The 13,978-nt window shown below is 61.8% G+C and carries 15 protein-coding genes; 10 read left to right on the plus strand and 5 right to left on the minus strand.

What is annotated here, in order from left to right; all coding sequences use genetic code 11:
- Window positions 1-23: 23 nt before the first annotated feature.
- The 7 genes from L2Y94_RS09710 to L2Y94_RS09740 all read left to right on the plus strand — a co-directional run bounded on the left by L2Y94_RS09710 (window position 24) and on the right by L2Y94_RS09740 (window position 5,030).
- A complete protein-coding gene (locus L2Y94_RS09710; RefSeq protein WP_247374720.1) occupies window positions 24-383 on the plus strand; it encodes a hypothetical protein in 360 nt (119 codons plus the stop codon).
- 745 nt (window positions 384-1,128) lie between these two features.
- Entirely contained in the window at window positions 1,129-1,356 is a 228-nt protein-coding gene (locus L2Y94_RS09715; RefSeq protein ID WP_247374721.1) for a hypothetical protein, read from the plus strand.
- 79 nt (window positions 1,357-1,435) lie between these two features.
- Window positions 1,436-1,879, plus strand: a complete 444-nt coding sequence (locus tag L2Y94_RS09720; protein WP_247374722.1) for a hypothetical protein — start codon at window positions 1,436-1,438, stop codon at window positions 1,877-1,879.
- 90 nt (window positions 1,880-1,969) lie between these two features.
- Window positions 1,970-2,347 carry a hypothetical protein gene (locus L2Y94_RS09725; protein ID WP_247374723.1) on the plus strand — a complete coding sequence of 126 codons (378 nt, stop codon included), beginning with the start codon at window positions 1,970-1,972 and terminating at the stop codon, window positions 2,345-2,347.
- A gap of 316 nt (window positions 2,348-2,663) precedes the next feature.
- Window positions 2,664-2,990 (plus strand): hypothetical protein, encoded by a 327-nt coding sequence (locus tag L2Y94_RS09730; protein WP_247374724.1) that lies wholly within the window; start codon window positions 2,664-2,666, stop codon window positions 2,988-2,990.
- Window positions 2,991-3,329: 339 nt separating this feature from the next.
- On the plus strand, window positions 3,330-4,400 hold the full coding sequence (locus L2Y94_RS09735) for a serine hydrolase domain-containing protein (protein WP_247375202.1): 1,071 nt from the start codon (window positions 3,330-3,332) through the stop codon (window positions 4,398-4,400).
- 384 nt (window positions 4,401-4,784) lie between these two features.
- A complete protein-coding gene (locus L2Y94_RS09740) occupies window positions 4,785-5,030 on the plus strand; it encodes a hypothetical protein (protein WP_247374725.1) in 246 nt (81 codons plus the stop codon).
- 136 nt (window positions 5,031-5,166) lie between these two features.
- Here L2Y94_RS09740 and L2Y94_RS09745 read toward each other — a convergent pair whose 3' ends face one another.
- Window positions 5,167-5,580: a PPC domain-containing DNA-binding protein gene (locus L2Y94_RS09745; protein WP_247374726.1), complete on the minus strand. Its 414-nt coding sequence runs from the start codon at window positions 5,578-5,580 to the stop codon at window positions 5,167-5,169.
- Between the two features lie 289 nt (window positions 5,581-5,869).
- On the opposite strand from L2Y94_RS09745, the gene L2Y94_RS09750 reads away from it, so the two are divergent.
- The 3 genes from L2Y94_RS09750 to L2Y94_RS09760 are packed head-to-tail and all read left to right on the plus strand — an operon-like array spanning window position 5,870 to window position 9,929.
- Complete coding sequence (locus tag L2Y94_RS09750; RefSeq protein WP_247374727.1) at window positions 5,870-6,364, plus strand: (2Fe-2S)-binding protein; 495 nt, start codon at window positions 5,870-5,872, stop codon at window positions 6,362-6,364.
- Entirely contained in the window at window positions 6,361-8,628 is a 2,268-nt protein-coding gene (locus L2Y94_RS09755; RefSeq protein WP_247374728.1) for a xanthine dehydrogenase family protein molybdopterin-binding subunit, read from the plus strand. The genes L2Y94_RS09750 and L2Y94_RS09755 overlap by 4 nt, the downstream gene beginning before the upstream one ends.
- A complete protein-coding gene (locus L2Y94_RS09760; RefSeq protein ID WP_247374729.1) occupies window positions 8,625-9,929 on the plus strand; it encodes a c-type cytochrome in 1,305 nt (434 codons plus the stop codon). The genes L2Y94_RS09755 and L2Y94_RS09760 overlap by 4 nt, the downstream gene beginning before the upstream one ends.
- An 83-nt stretch (window positions 9,930-10,012) precedes the next feature.
- Here the strand turns inward: L2Y94_RS09760 and L2Y94_RS09765 are convergent, their stop codons facing one another.
- The 4 genes from L2Y94_RS09765 to L2Y94_RS09775 all read right to left on the minus strand — a co-directional run bounded on the left by L2Y94_RS09765 (window position 10,013) and on the right by L2Y94_RS09775 (window position 13,737).
- Window positions 10,013-11,344 carry a type II toxin-antitoxin system HipA family toxin gene (locus tag L2Y94_RS09765; RefSeq protein ID WP_247374731.1) on the minus strand — a complete coding sequence of 444 codons (1,332 nt, stop codon included), beginning with the start codon at window positions 11,342-11,344 and terminating at the stop codon, window positions 10,013-10,015.
- On the minus strand, window positions 11,341-11,715 hold the full coding sequence (locus L2Y94_RS21420; protein ID WP_425602449.1) for a helix-turn-helix domain-containing protein: 375 nt from the start codon (window positions 11,713-11,715) through the stop codon (window positions 11,341-11,343). Before L2Y94_RS21420 ends, L2Y94_RS09765 begins: the two co-directional genes overlap by 4 nt.
- Before the next feature lie 186 nt (window positions 11,716-11,901).
- Complete coding sequence (locus L2Y94_RS09770) at window positions 11,902-12,663, minus strand: SDR family oxidoreductase (protein ID WP_247374733.1); 762 nt, start codon at window positions 12,661-12,663, stop codon at window positions 11,902-11,904.
- A 120-nt stretch (window positions 12,664-12,783) separates the two neighbouring features.
- Window positions 12,784-13,737, minus strand: coding sequence for a GlxA family transcriptional regulator (locus L2Y94_RS09775; RefSeq protein ID WP_247374735.1), 954 nt, complete (start codon window positions 13,735-13,737; stop codon window positions 12,784-12,786).
- Window positions 13,738-13,978: the final 241 nt, after the last annotated feature.

A 13,978-nucleotide genomic window follows, 5' to 3' on the forward strand; every position in this document is an offset into this window, starting at 1 on the left:
ATACCATTGACTAGGATCGGCACATGGACTTAGGTTTATTTGGTTTCTTAGTCGGAGGCGCTCCGGGATTCAGTTACGTCTTGACAACGATGTTCCGTGTTCGGCAGGCGCAAGCCGAGGCGCAAAAAGTTGCCAGACAACACGGGGAGTTTCTAGACTTTGACTCTTCGGAAAATCAGTCTTACGACTTCTTGCTGAATCCGCGGAACTTTATCAAGCCGTCCGACGGGCCCGGCGTCCGCAGGGGGAAAAATCTGCTTCTCGCAATCAGGGACAAGATGTGGAAACGCCTGTGGATAGGAGTGATCTTAATGATCGTCGGAATGCCGGTCGGCATTTTCGCAGCCGCTGCCTACACTCAGTACTTCTTGACGCCTCACTAGACGCACCAAAATCGTGTCCGGTCTTGGGATGAGGATACGGGAGAGCTGCAATCACCGGTGTCAAAAGTTGGCCCGATGATTAATTCGGTTTGGGAACACCAGGCTCCCTCCAAGCCGACGAGTCCAACCAGTTGTACCGGCGAGGGTGGGAGTACGGGATGTCTATTGTGAAGACCGGCATCATGCGGCAGGTCGCAGCCTTCGCCGTCGCTCCTCTCGTAGCACCCGCATTCATGTTTCTGGTATCCATTGGGAAACCTGCGGAGGGGATCTGGGTTGCGTTGTTTGCTCTGCCGTTTACGACGGGTGCAACCGTTTTCCCCGGGGTCCCGTTGTACTTCCTGTTCCGGAAACTCGGTTGGACGTCTAAATGGGCTTACATGCTCATTGGAGTACTTTGTGGACTGTCAGCGTCTCTGTTTCTTTTTGCGGGTACTGCAATCAAGGCGCTTACGACGCATGAATCGGGCCCATGGATCGGTATGGTCGCTTTTACACTCATTTTTTGCTTCCTGGGCAGCTTGTCAGGACTTGTGTTCTGGCTAGTTGCCCGGACGGATCGACCCTCTTCGACAGGTGAGGCGCAATAACGAGCTATATGATCGCTCGACGACGGGTGCATAAAGAGGTCGGTGCGTTGCGGCGTCTGGATCCGGCGCAGACCTTACCCTGGTAGGGTTGATCGTTGAGAGATTCGGTCCATGCTTTTGAGGCTCTTAATAGTTCCAATCCTAATGGAGGCTCCATGACGACGCCTCGGCTGCCCGTCGATTTCAACAGCGCACACGATGAGCGAACCATCCGGCTCAACACGCGCGGCACGCTGGAAGCTTTGCGCGAGCAAGGCCTCACCCTTCAGGAAGGGATGGAAATCTTCGTGACCGACGATGAACTGTTGGCGCGAGCAAGGATTGGCAGGCGAGATGGAGTATGGGTGGCCGTCATTGAAGCGTGGCTGGAAGGATCACCTTGAACGCTTGACCGACGCGGGCGGTGACGCAACCACATCGCCCAAAACAGCCCCTACCTCGTGACTCTAAAGGATGGAATTCATGAAAGTGGTGATTGAAGGAACGCCTCTCCCTTCACTGACCGATATCATGGATGCGATGGGTATCCAGGTCAGCGACTTTGACTGGTATGTGTCCGAGTTGGAAGGTTGCCCGTGGCCGATAGCGTCCAACAATCGGTGGCTCACAGGGGAGGATATGGCCGCCCTCTATTCTTCGCACGAGCCGACCTTCTCATGGGGCATCTTTGACGCGGTGGCTCGGGGCGAGCGACCCGCAATCGCGGCATCGCCTTTTGCCGATGGGAATGAAGCGATATGGGCCCCAACGTCATATGCTCCGCAGGTGCCCGGGGCGAAGTTCGAGGTAGTGTTTTGGGACAGTTCTGCTGTTGTTGTAACCGGGCTGTCGGACGCGCAGGGCAAGGCGCTTCATATGGCGTTCCCGCGGCGATCAGGGGCAAAATGTGGAAACGCCTGTGGATAGGAGTGGTCTTAATGATCGTCGGAATGCCGGTCGGAATTCTCGCAGCCGCTGCCTACACTGATTACTTCTTGGCGTCTCAGTGAGACACTTATGAATCGCGATATTATGGAAGGCTATCATGATGTCGAACTAACAGGTGTCGAAAAGGTTGACCCGGGTGGCGTCGTCCTTTCTTTCGCTTTCCCACAAGGAGAAAGAAGAAAACTGCAACTCCACGAGTGCGAATTTCTCAGGATGAGTGACTTCGTTTCGCAGAACGTGGTCTCCAGGATGATGGTCATCACGGGGAAGAATATCAGCAGGTCATTCGTGGAAGATCGGTTGGCGTGGGCAACCAGCTTGTCCGACTCAAGTTCGTTCCTGGCGGAGGAACGCATGGTTACCATTGTCGGACAGATTATGGCTGGCCGGCGATCATTGTTGGTACTCGAACCCAGTTGGGGGGGGGGGCTGAGCTTGTCGCTTTGATTGCCAGCGTGTCCGAGTTGGTGGGTTGATTGGTTGCATTGGTATCCCGTTATTTCGTTCTTCGTCACCGGCGAGCGGCAGCCGACGGATACTCCACTCATTCAGCGATGCTGTAGGGGGCGGGCCCCGTGGAGTGGAGGGTTCCACGCCTTCCGGAGGTCTTTCACTGCCGTTCAGTGGAGGATTCAGGATGTTGGTAATGACGCAAGCTAGACGCCGTCAGATCAAAGCGCTCGCGATAGCTCCGTTGGTGCCATCCTCTTTGCTCATGCTCATTGCGTTGATGGGTAGACCCGCGGAGGGCCTCTGGGTTTGCATGTTCACGCTCACACTGAGCTACGCAACGCTCGTTTTCCCAGGAATTCCCTTGTACCTGTTTGTCCTTAAGATGAAGTGGCGATCCGCTTGGGCCTACGCCGCCATTGGAATTTTTTGTAGCTTTGCGGCTTCTGTGATTGTGTGGTGGGGAACTTTCGCAGACAAAATGGCGGAACGTACCTTGTTGGTGTGGAAGCCGTTCATCGCGTTTTCTGTCGTCGCCGCGGTCCTGGGATTCGCCACGGGTCTACTTTTTTGGGGAATCGCGCGCCCCGACCGCGACACGGTAGAGGTCGAACAGCCTCCGCGGGATAAGCATCCTTGATGTCTCAGCTTCCCATGGAATTTGGGGGGGGGAGTCCCGTTCGTACGACGAAACTGATGGTTTCACAATGCCAGGCGAAGACCCTTCCTGGTAGTCGAGTGACCCTCGACTTCGTCACTTCCCAGATCGTGGGCGTCAACCCCGTATGCCTCGGATGCACAAAAGACGGCGTGTCGTGCCTTTGCGTGATTTTACTGATGCGCGATGGTGGTCTTCCTGGTTTGAAAACACATATTCAACCCGGCTGATCTACATCATTGCCCATGTAGCGGCGATGGCGTCAGAGGTGCTTGCCCTCGATCGCTATGGCATCCTGACGACCTGGTCCTCAGGGTGAATATGATGAAGGCATGCGTCCTTGTCCTCGGCCTTTGTATGGCAATTAGCGGTCCGGCACGGTCGACCGATCTGGAGGACGCCCTCAACGCCCAGCTCAAGGCGAACGCTTTAGGTCACGGCATTCCGGCTCAGGCGGTGCGCGTTCGTCACAACGACCAGCTCATCTACGAGGGGATGACGGGGACGACGGCACTGGGGGGTGGAAAGCCCATCACTCGAAGCACGCCTTTTCCCATCTATTCGGTGAGCAAGTTATTCACCAATACGTTGGTCCTTCAGCTCGCCCAAGAGGGCAAGATTGATCTGAGTGCCCCTGCTTCGCGTTACGTCCCGAACCTGCCCACGGCGTGGCGCGCCATCCGAATAGATCAGTTCATGAATCACGTGTCGGGTCTGCCCGATTTCTTCGATTCGCAGCATATGGACCGCCCCTTTCCTCCCTCACTCGAAGCGGCATGGGACGCCGCGAGCCGGCAGCCAGTCACTTCCGCCCCCAACGTGCAGACGCGCTATTCGGGAACGAACTACTTGGTGTTGGAGGCGGTACTGGAAAACGTGACGCACGAGCGATACCGGGCCCTTGTGGAAGAGCGAATCATTCGCCCCTTGGGCCTGCATCACACGTCGTTGGAGCCTTCGCACCCGCCCGGCGGCATGGTGAGCAGCTATCGCGCGGAAAATGGGCGCGCCATCCTCGATCCGCAGGTCAACTGGCCCGATTACGCCATCGCCCAGGGCTGTATCGTCTCCACGTTGGAAGACTTGGAGACCTTCATCTCGGCCGTTGCCGATGGGAAGCTCGTTCCACGCGACGCCCTGGTCAAGTACTGGCATCCGTATGTTTTTCCCAATGGCAATTCAGGTGGTTTTGCATCCGGTTGGGAATACGGTGAAGCCGGCCGATGGCATGAGCTCGGGCACGACGGAGGCACGAAAGTACGCGTCCGCATCCTCTACGGTGCGAATCTGGACGATCACTATGTCATCGTCTACCTGACCAACGGCAATCGCGACGATGTGTGGTCACGCACGCTAGTGGACTCCGTGCAGGCGATCGCCGTGCCTCGCTGACTGCATTTTTTCCAAGCAATTGACGATCAGAAGAACCTTGTGAGTATCGTGGATGAGCTGGTTCCGACCGTTGGCGCGGACATCGATCTGGTTCGTATCCGTGACGGCCTAGGGGGATGTCTTTGCCTACCGTCGGCCGGTGGATTTTGTTTTCGTCACGGAAAGTGAGCTGCATGCAACCGCCGTGGCGGGATTCATGCGCTGCATCGCAGCTTTGTTCATGATCACCCGACCACTTTCCCAGCTTTCCCGACGAATCGGGTGATTTCTTGCGGCGCTTTGAAAGTCCGATGAAAGGAGGCTGGACAAGAGTGCTTGCGCGTATTTGACGGGCCCGGTCGGTGCGCAGAAACGCTTGTTCAAGTTCAGGATGGAGGCGTCGCCGTGACGCAAGCCCAATACTCAATCATTCACGTCATTGCAGCCGTGGTTCTCTGTGTATCCGGGCTTATCGCCACGCGGCTCTATTACAAATACCTGAAGGTCTATGGCCGAGACGTTTCCGCCATCGAACAGGTAAGACGATTGATGGCGGAGGGTAAGCGCGATGGGTACGTCGCACTGGTGTGCAATGTGATCGGCATCCTTTCTGGTGTCGTACTTCTGATTCTCACCTTTTTACGACGATAGGGTATCCCGGGAGGGTTCCTTCCCTCACGTTGCCCCTGCGAAGGCAGGGGGCTGGCGTCGTTTGCCCGGTGCTGGGGTGAGGCGAAAGACGCTGGATTCCAGCCTTCGCAGGAATGACGGGCCGGTGGGCGCTGTCTTACCGACCGGGCGAACCATGCACGCGAAGGACATTGGCTCCAAAGGCGGGCTCGACCGTACGCACGAGGCGCCGGCTCTTCGGCGCGATGCGGACGATGGCGATTTCCAAAGAGCCAGTTCCGACCTCGAGTGAGAGAAGATGGCCGCCGTGACAGGCAAACGTGCTGTCGCAGGCAACGCCATGCGCGTGTATCGACGGCGCGTCGTCCTTCCACGCCAGGGAGCCCGTCATGTTGGCCAATTCGCAGCGGGTGAACGTGCGCGGGTCGTACTCGCGCCGGTCGAAATCGAAGAAACCGAAGGTCACGGTCTTGACGAAGCCGAAGCCCGTGAACGTCGCCTCGCCGATATCTTCCGTCTCCATCAGCCGGTTGAGATGATCGAAGACGACGTCGTCCTGCTCGAGCACCATGAGGAACCCGTCCTTGGTCGGGATGTAGCGCGACGTGTCCGGCATGGTTCACCTCATCAAAAAGGGCGTCATGGCGTCGATGCGACGTAGGGCGTCCCATTGTCCATGCCGTGGATAAACAGGGCGTCACGAAGGGGTGGCCTGACCGGGCCCGTCAGCCCCTATACCCGTCCGTCGATCGGCCCGATTCGTCTCTTTCTGACAATGAACGCGACCCCGGATCGCGCTACGCTAGGCGCGTCCGCGCGACAGCCACTCGGGTATCCGCCCGACAGCCAGGGGTCCAGCCATGTACACGTTGCATATCAACGGCGATAGCCATCCGGCCGACGTGCCGCCCGACATGCCCCTGCTCTGGGTGCTCCGCGACGTCATCGGACTGACCGGCACCAAGTTCGGCTGTGGCATTGCCCAGTGCGGGGCCTGCACGGTGCATCTCGACGGCCAGCCGGTTCGATCCTGCCAGTTGCGGGTCGCCGACGTCGGTGACCGTGCCATCACCACCATCGAAGGCATCGGCCAGACCCCGGAGGGGGCGAAGGTGCAGCAGGCCTGGCTGGCCGTCGACGTGGTCCAGTGCGGCTACTGCCAGTCGGGGCAGATCATGTCGGCGGCGGCGCTCATCAAGCGCCAGCCGAACCCGACCGACCGCGACATCGACACGGCCATGGCCGGTAACGTGTGCCGGTGCGGCACCTACGTGCGCATCCGCGAGGCCATCAAGCAGGCGGCGACCGGACGCCCGTTCGGCCTGCAGGTCGTCGTCGACGGGAGCACGCCATGAACGGACGGCCGGACCTCGACGTCATCGACCCGAACCGTCGGCGAGCCCTGAAGCTCACCGGGGGCGGCCTCGCGGTGGCTTTCCTCTGGACGGCGGGCCTGGGGCCGGCGGTCGCCCAGATGAGCCCGCGTCGCCAGCCGGGCGATGAGGCGGCGGCCGCCGCGGACGGCAAGCCGCCGTTTGCGCCGAATGCCTTCATCCGCATCGATGCCGACGGCACGATCCGCCTCGTCATGCCGACCGTGGAAATGGGGCAGGCGATCTATACGGGCATCTGCATGATGCTCGCCGAGGAGCTCGGCGTGGGTCTCGACCAGATCCGGGTCGAGCATTCCATACCGAGCGACGAACTCTACGGCCAGGCCCTCCTCGGCGGCACGCAGATCACCGGCGGCTCGACGAGTACCCGGGGGCAGTGGCAGTCCCTGCGTGAGGCCGGCGCGGTGGCCCGCGACATGCTCGTCGCCGCCGCCGCCGCGCGATGGAAAGTCGACCCGGCCACCTGCACGGTCGCCCGTGCGGTCATCACGCACGGTCCCACCGGGCGCACGCTCGCGTTCGGCGCCGTGGCGGCGGCCGCGGCGGACATGCCACAGCCGACCCAGGTCAAGCTCAAGGACCCGAAGGACTTCACCGTCATCGGCAAGCCGCTTCGCCGTGTCGATTCGCCCGACAAGGTCAACGGGACCACCCAGTTCGGCATCGACGTAAAGGTGCCGGGCATGAAATTCGCCGCCGTTCGCACCTCGCCCGAACTCGCCGGCACGCTCGGCGCGGTCGATGACACGAAGGCCCGGGCCATGGCGGGTGTCATCGATGTCCTGCGGCTCGACAACGCCGTCGCGGTCGTCGGCGAAAACTTCTGGATCGCCTCCCGCGGACTGGAAGCGCTCGACATCGAGTGGCGCCACGGCGTCAACGAACACCTCGACAACGAAACACTGCTCAACGGCCTGAAGGAAAGCTCGCGCACCGGCCCCGCCCTGGTCGGCCGGAAGCCCAAGGGGGAGGGCGCGGCCGCCGGTACACCGGTGGAGATGACCTTCGTCTCCCCGATGCTCGCGCATGCGCCCATGGAGCCCCTCAACGCCACCGTGCACGTCACCCCGGGCCGGTGCGACATCTGGACCGGCACGCAGGTCCCGACGCGGGCCCAGGCGGAGGCGGCGCGCATCTGCAAGATCCCGGTCGATGCCGTCGGCGTCCACAACCAGTACCTCGGCGGCGGCTTCGGCCGGCGCCTTGAAACCGACCAGGTCGAACAGGCGGTGGCCTTCGCTCGCCAGGTCGGCTATCCGCTCAAGGTCATCTGGAGCCGCGAGGAAGATATTCGCCACGACCGGGTGCGGCCGCTTTACTTCGATCGCATCTCGGCAACGCTGGGGGCGGACGGCAGGCCGACATCCTGGAAACACCGGATCACCAGCGGAACGGTGCTCGGCCGTTGGGCACCCGGTGCCATGGGCAAGGACGGCATGGATTCCGACGCCATCGAATCGGCGGCGGACCTGCCCTACGAGATGGACAATGTCCTCGTCGAATGGGTACGCCACGACATGCCCCCGGGTCTCGTCACCGGCTGGTGGCGCGGCGTGGGTCCGACGCACAACCTCTTCGTCGTCGAGTCCTTCGTCGACCAGCTCGCCCACGCCGCCGGGAAGGAGCCGCTCGCCTACCGTCGCTCCCTGATGAAACCCGGCTCCCGTGCACTCGGCGTCCTCGATCTCGCGGCCGAAAAGGCGGGGTGGGGCAAACCGTTGCCTCCACGGGTAGGACGCGGCGTCGCCGTCGGTTCCCCGTTCGGCAGCCACGTCTGCGCCATCGTCGAAGTCGAGGTCTCCCCGCAAGGCCAGGTGCATCTCCGGCATGCGGTGGTCGCCGTCGACGTCGGCATCGTCATCAACCCCAGTTCCGTGGAGGCCCAGGTGCAGGGTGGATTGCTCTTCGGACTCAGCGCAGCCCTCTTCAACGGCATCACCCTCAAGGACGGCATGATCGAGCAGAGCAACTTCCACGACTACCGGACGTTGCGCATCGACGAAACCCCGACCCTCGACGTCCATGTCGTCAAGAGCGGCGAATCGCCCGGTGGCCTGGGCGAAGTCGGCACCGCCATCGCCGCGCCGGCGCTCGCCAATGCCATCTTTGCCGCGACCGGTATCCGCCTGACCGAGCTGCCGGTCAGCCGGACGCCGCTCAACGCGTCGAAGGATGTATTGAACGACGTCACTGACGGCGTTCGCCCTGCGGGAGACCGCGCATGAAACGCCTCCTCGCCGTCGTCGCGATCCTGCTCGTCATCGGTGCGGGCCTTTACCTCTATCTCAATCGCATCGACCCCGACCCGGGCACCGCGCCCGTGCTCGCCGGCGCACCCGCCGGCATGAACCCGGTACAGCGTGGCGAGTACCTCGCCCGCATGGCCGACTGCATCGCGTGCCACACGGTGCCCGACACAGGAAAGCCCTACGCCGGCGGGCTTCCGTTCAAGCTGCCGTTCGGAACGATCTATTCGTCGAACATCACGGCCGACGTGGAGACCGGCATCGGCAGCTGGACCGACGACGAGTTCGTCCATGCCGTGCGCGACGGCATCCGCAAGGACGGCAAGCACCTTTATCCCGCCTTCCCATACACCGCCTACACCGCGCTCAGCCGCGACGACGTGCTGGCCATCAAGGCCTATCTGTTCACCCTGCCCAAGGTCCGGCAGCCCGAGCGCCCCAACGACCTCGGCTTTCCGTTCAACCAGCGCTGGGCGATGGGCTTCTGGAACGCGGTGTTCTTCAAGAACGAACGCTTCCAGGCCGACCCGTCGCGTTCCGCGCAATGGAACGCGGGGGCGTACATCGCCGGTCCGCTGGGCCACTGCGCCGAATGCCACACGCCGCGAAACATCGGTTTCGGCCTCAAACACGGTGAATCGCTTGCCGGGGCCGAGCTGCAAGGGTGGCGCGCCTGGAACATCACGTCCGACCCGGTGCATGGCATCGGTGGATGGAGCGAAGAAGCGCTGACCGCTTACCTGCGCACGGGTCACGCCGAAGGCCACGCCTCGGCGATGGGCCCGATGGGCGAAGCGGTCTCCCACAGCCTGCAGTACCTCACCCCCGCGGATGCGGCGGCGCTCGTGACGTGGCTGCGCACCGTGCCCGCGCGCACGGGCGACGACCCGGTCACGGTCGACCCCCAGCCGGCGGGCGTGCGCACATCGACCGCCTTTGCCCCAGGCGATGACGACGAGGCACGGTATGCCGATGGCAGGCGACTGTTCGAGGGGGCATGTGCGAGCTGCCACCAGTGGAACGGTGTCGGACAGCAAACGCGTTACGCCAGCCTGGCCGGTACCCGGGGCGTCAACGATCCCTCGGGGTTGAACGTCACCCAGGCCATCCTGCAGGGCGTGAAGCTGCACATCGGCGAGACGGAGGTGTACATGCCCTCGTTCGCCCACGCCTACAGCGATCCGGAAATCGCGGCGCTCGCCAATTACGTCATCCACCATTTCGGTGGCAAGGAAGGCACCGTCACGGCCGCGGACGTCGCCAAACGACGGGACATGTGACGTCGCCTCCAACTTGTTCCTCGTCGGTGCCCAACTGACGCGCCGTGTCCTCGATGTAGGCCTCGAGCGACATGGCGCGCGGGTCACCGTCCTTGTGGGCGAGTTTCGGTCGGGATGATGATTTCTCGCCGCATGGCTCGATGAATGGATTGCGCGGTTTTTTCGGCCACGCCGGCCTGTTCCGCAACGGCTGGCCAGTTTTCGACCTGCGTATGAATCTCGCGAATAATATCGTCGGCTTTTTTGCGCTTGAGGTCACAGAAAACGCCGAACTGGATAAGGTCGGATAGCTCGAAATGATCGCGCTTGCCGTTCAGGCTCATCTGGTGTTGATGAGTCCAGCTGCCACCCGGATTGTAGGCATAGCTGACGTCGAACGCCGGTGACAGCCGCCACTCGCCCTTTCGATCCATGAGGAAGGCGATGTTCTTGACGTGGTCGTCCTGGTTTCGGACGAGAATATTGAAAACCGCGCGACGAAACTGCTGCTCGATGTCATAAGCGGGCAGACCGAGGAGCCGGATCGTCTCGACCGCCTGTTCGTAGGAATAGGCTCCGGCCGCGTTGAAATCATAGTGGCGCAAAGCAGCGAGCGACTGCATGTGGAGCTTCTGGCCGCTGGCGTTGCGATCGAAGCGTCGCGTCATGAAATGCGATCGGCCGCCTTCGTGATGAACGCGGCATTCGGTCATGTCGATGCCGGCGGCGCGGGCCAAGAGAAAGAAGCCATACTCGATAAGGCCAAAGCCTTGCGGATCGGCGAGCTCCTTATCACGATTGTTGGAGATGCCGTCGAATTTCATGAGCCAATAGGTGAAGCCTTCACCGGCTTTGACTTGACCGGATCGGAATTCGCCTGTCTTCTCGTTCCATGCAAGGATAGCCTTGGCACGCGCACCACCCGCAGACGTGCCGACGCGCAGGATCTCCTGCAAGGTTTCGTGGTCGTCCTCGCCCTTGAGGACACCCGCGAGGTTCGCGCGATTGTTGAGGACCTCGTTGGCGAGTTTGGTCAGCTCATCAATTTCAAGGCGATGGGATTTGCGCGGCTCTCTGAGGATCGTGGGATGAAACTCGAGCGCGCCCATGCCGCGTGTACCGATATAGCAAAGGCGCTCTACCGGGTTGAAGCTGCCGGCTGAGCGCCCCTGCGTCGCGAGCCATGTATCGATCAGGGCGTTGCCGAATTTGTCGGGGAGAGAGTCGGCGAGCATACCGGGCAGCCCCTTGAAGGCATCACTCGGCAGACCGGGGAAATCGTATGGGGTCGGCCGCAGCGGCATCATGATCGGCGCCAGTTCGATGGTGCTTTCGACGAACTCAGGCATGTATTGAAATACGCCGATCGCTCTGTCGTCGAGCCAACTTACGGCACCGATGTCTCTGCCCCATAGGCGGACGGTCGCATCCGTCATTGCTCATCCTCCTCGCCCCACGCCCAGTCGCTGGCTTTGGGGGCCTCCGTCTGAGTTCGTGCGCGACGCCGCTCGTGGCCTTCATTTTGAACCCGCTCGACCGGCCGAACATCTGGGTTGGGGAGAATATCGAGAAGGCGGTCGCCCAGGTCGAGTGCTCTTAAGACGCGGAGAAGGGTATCGAGAGAACTGTTCCGGCCGGCCTCCAGCCGCTTGATGCTGGGAAGCGAGGTTCCGGCCTCATGCGCCAACCTTGCTTGGGTTAGGTTGCGGCTGAGACGAACTCTCGCCAAACGCATTCCTAAATCCCGCATGGCGCTTTCGACGCTCCCTGACTTTGGCGCTACGTTAGGGATCATAGATGAACTCATATCGGCGGATGGTGCGCCAATAGTATCAAATATGATCCCTTTTTCAAAGTAGCATGAATGCCTTCATAGGATCGCTAGTGATACCTAATAGCATGAATTTGCTTTTAAGGGGTCATAAATGATGCGTTACCATAACGGATGAAGCGGCAGGACGAGTGGCGCGGCGATCAAACGTGGTCGGGGTGGTCAACCGACCGGGATCGGGTTGTCGACGAGCGACTGGTTAAAGCGGGCAATCAGCGCGTACTCGCCGGTACCCGGGTTGTCGCGCAGCGCGCGGATGCCGTCGACGATGATTTCTTCCTCGTCGGTGCCCAACTGGCGCATCGTGTCTTCGATGTAGGCCTCCAGCGGCATGGCGCGCGGGTCGTCGCTCTTGTAGATGAGGTCGGTGTTGACCCACGGCGGCGCGATTTCGATGACCTTGACGCGGGTGTCCCGCAAGGCGAAGCGCTGCGTCTGCGTATACGAGTGCAGCGCCGCCTTGCTGGCGGAGTAGACCGCGTTGCCGGCCAGCGGCATGAAGGCCACGACCGAGGTGTTGTGGATGATGGCCGCCGACGGCTGCGCCTTGAGGTGCTCGATGAGCGCCGAGGTCATGCGGATGGGGCCGAGGAGATTGGTCGTCAGGATGGTGAGGCTGACGGCGTCGTCGATCTCGGCGGCCGGATCGTCGAACGGCATCAGACCGGCGTTATTGATGAGGACGTTGAGCGTCGGGTGAGTGCTCATCAGCCACTCGGACACCGACTTGATGCTCTCCGGCGAGGTGATGTCGAGCTCGATGCCCTGCATGCCGGGGTTGGCCGCGGTGACCTCGTCGAGCAGTGCCTTGCGGCGACCGCTGATGATGACCTGGTTTCCGAGGCGGTGGAACGCCTCGGCAAGGCCACGGCCGATGCCGGACGTGGCGCCGGTGATGAAGATGGTGTTTCCCGACAACTGCATGATGTGCTCCGGACAAGGAAGGGAAGGGCGACCACCCGTGGTCGCCGCCTCGCCTTGTTGTATGGACGCCATCGGCTTCGTCACATGACGGATCGGCACCTTTTCCGGACGACTCTCGCGTCAGTCGGCGGTGGTGTCCTGGTCCGCCCGGCTCCGCCGGCGCAGTTCGGTCGGCGCCGTCCCCTGCCAACGCACGAAGGCCCGTCGCATCCGCTCGGTATCGCCGAAGCCCGTGTCACGGGCGATGGTCTCCATCGCCAGCGTGCCCTGCGTGATGAGCATCCGCGCCTGCTCCATGCGCAATGCGGCCACCGCTTGCGCCGGCGTCTGTCCGGTCTCCGCGCGAAAAGCCCGGGCAAAGTGACGGGGGCTCAGGTGGGCGACGGTCGCCAGCTCGGCGACGCTGAGCTCGTTTCGCAGGTTGCGCCGGGCATAGGCGAGGCTCGCCTGGATCCTGTCGCTTCTCGCATCGATGTCCAGGAGGGTCGAGTGCTGCGATTGGCCGGGGGCGCGTCGGTGGTGGAGCACCATTCCCTTCGCGATCATGGCGGTCAGCTCGCGGCCGTGGTCCTCCTCGACGAGCCCGAGGGCGAGGTCGATGCCGGCGGACATGCCCGCCGACGACCAGATGCGACCGCTCTGCACGTAGATGCGGTCGAGGTCGACCGTGCACTTCGGATACCGCGCGCGCATGCGGTCGCCGAAATTCCAGTGGGTCGTCGCTTTCTTTCCGTCCAGCAGTCCCGCGTCGCCGAGCACGAAGCTGCCGAGGCAGATGGATGCGATGCGCCTCGTGCGCGCACTCGTGTCGACCAGGAAGTCCGACACCGCCGGGTCGTGCTCCGGGATATCGATGCCGACGCCAACGAGAAGGGTGTCGAAACCGGTGTCGACGAGCGGGGCGCACGTCACCTCCTGGCCAAACGAACCCCTTACCGACCTGCCTCCGTTGCCGAGCACCTCGAGGTCATACAGGCGCTTGCCCGCTTCGCGGTTGGCGACCTCGAACACGGAGAAAGCGGCGAAACACAGCACCTGGAAATCCGGATAGACGATCATCCCCACCCGCTGCATCGACGACACCTCTCTTTGGAACCGCCAAGATTAACATTCGCCGCGCACACCCCTTGCGAGGGACGCGTGTGTTTCAGCCAACGTACGCGGTCCTTGTCCGTATTTGATGGTATTTCGACCGTCCGATTGTGAAGGCCTTGGGTACTCTCTCAAGGAAAAGGCCCGAAGGGTATCGATGAAGCCGGCGGCGGCGCTCTCGCTCCCCTCATCCGGAATCGGTCCCGGAAAGCGATCTTGGTCC

Origin of the sequence: Luteibacter aegosomatis (assembly GCF_023078455.1) — a bacterium.
GTDB lineage: Bacteria > Pseudomonadota > Gammaproteobacteria > Xanthomonadales > Rhodanobacteraceae > Luteibacter > Luteibacter aegosomatis.

Coding starts and splice junctions, on each gene's coding strand:
- L2Y94_RS21420 (WP_425602449.1), bottom strand. CDS start 11,715: ATGAGTTCATCTATGATCCCTAACGTAGCGCCAAAGTCAGGGAGCGTC.
- L2Y94_RS09770 (WP_247374733.1), bottom strand. CDS start 12,663: ATGCAGTTGTCGGGAAACACCATCTTCATCACCGGCGCCACGTCCGGC.
- L2Y94_RS09720 (WP_247374722.1), top strand. CDS start 1,436: ATGAAAGTGGTGATTGAAGGAACGCCTCTCCCTTCACTGACCGATATC.
- L2Y94_RS09725 (WP_247374723.1), top strand. CDS start 1,970: ATGAATCGCGATATTATGGAAGGCTATCATGATGTCGAACTAACAGGT.
- L2Y94_RS09760 (WP_247374729.1), top strand. CDS start 8,625: ATGAAACGCCTCCTCGCCGTCGTCGCGATCCTGCTCGTCATCGGTGCG.
- L2Y94_RS09730 (WP_247374724.1), top strand. CDS start 2,664: ATGTTCACGCTCACACTGAGCTACGCAACGCTCGTTTTCCCAGGAATT.
- L2Y94_RS09750 (WP_247374727.1), top strand. CDS start 5,870: ATGTACACGTTGCATATCAACGGCGATAGCCATCCGGCCGACGTGCCG.
- L2Y94_RS09735 (WP_247375202.1), top strand. CDS start 3,330: ATGATGAAGGCATGCGTCCTTGTCCTCGGCCTTTGTATGGCAATTAGC.
- L2Y94_RS09765 (WP_247374731.1), bottom strand. CDS start 11,344: ATGACGGATGCGACCGTCCGCCTATGGGGCAGAGACATCGGTGCCGTA.
- L2Y94_RS09715 (WP_247374721.1), top strand. CDS start 1,129: ATGACGACGCCTCGGCTGCCCGTCGATTTCAACAGCGCACACGATGAG.
- L2Y94_RS09745 (WP_247374726.1), bottom strand. CDS start 5,580: ATGGTGCTCGAGCAGGACGACGTCGTCTTCGATCATCTCAACCGGCTG.
- L2Y94_RS09755 (WP_247374728.1), top strand. CDS start 6,361: ATGAACGGACGGCCGGACCTCGACGTCATCGACCCGAACCGTCGGCGA.
- L2Y94_RS09775 (WP_247374735.1), bottom strand. CDS start 13,737: ATGCAGCGGGTGGGGATGATCGTCTATCCGGATTTCCAGGTGCTGTGT.
- L2Y94_RS09710 (WP_247374720.1), top strand. CDS start 24: ATGGACTTAGGTTTATTTGGTTTCTTAGTCGGAGGCGCTCCGGGATTC.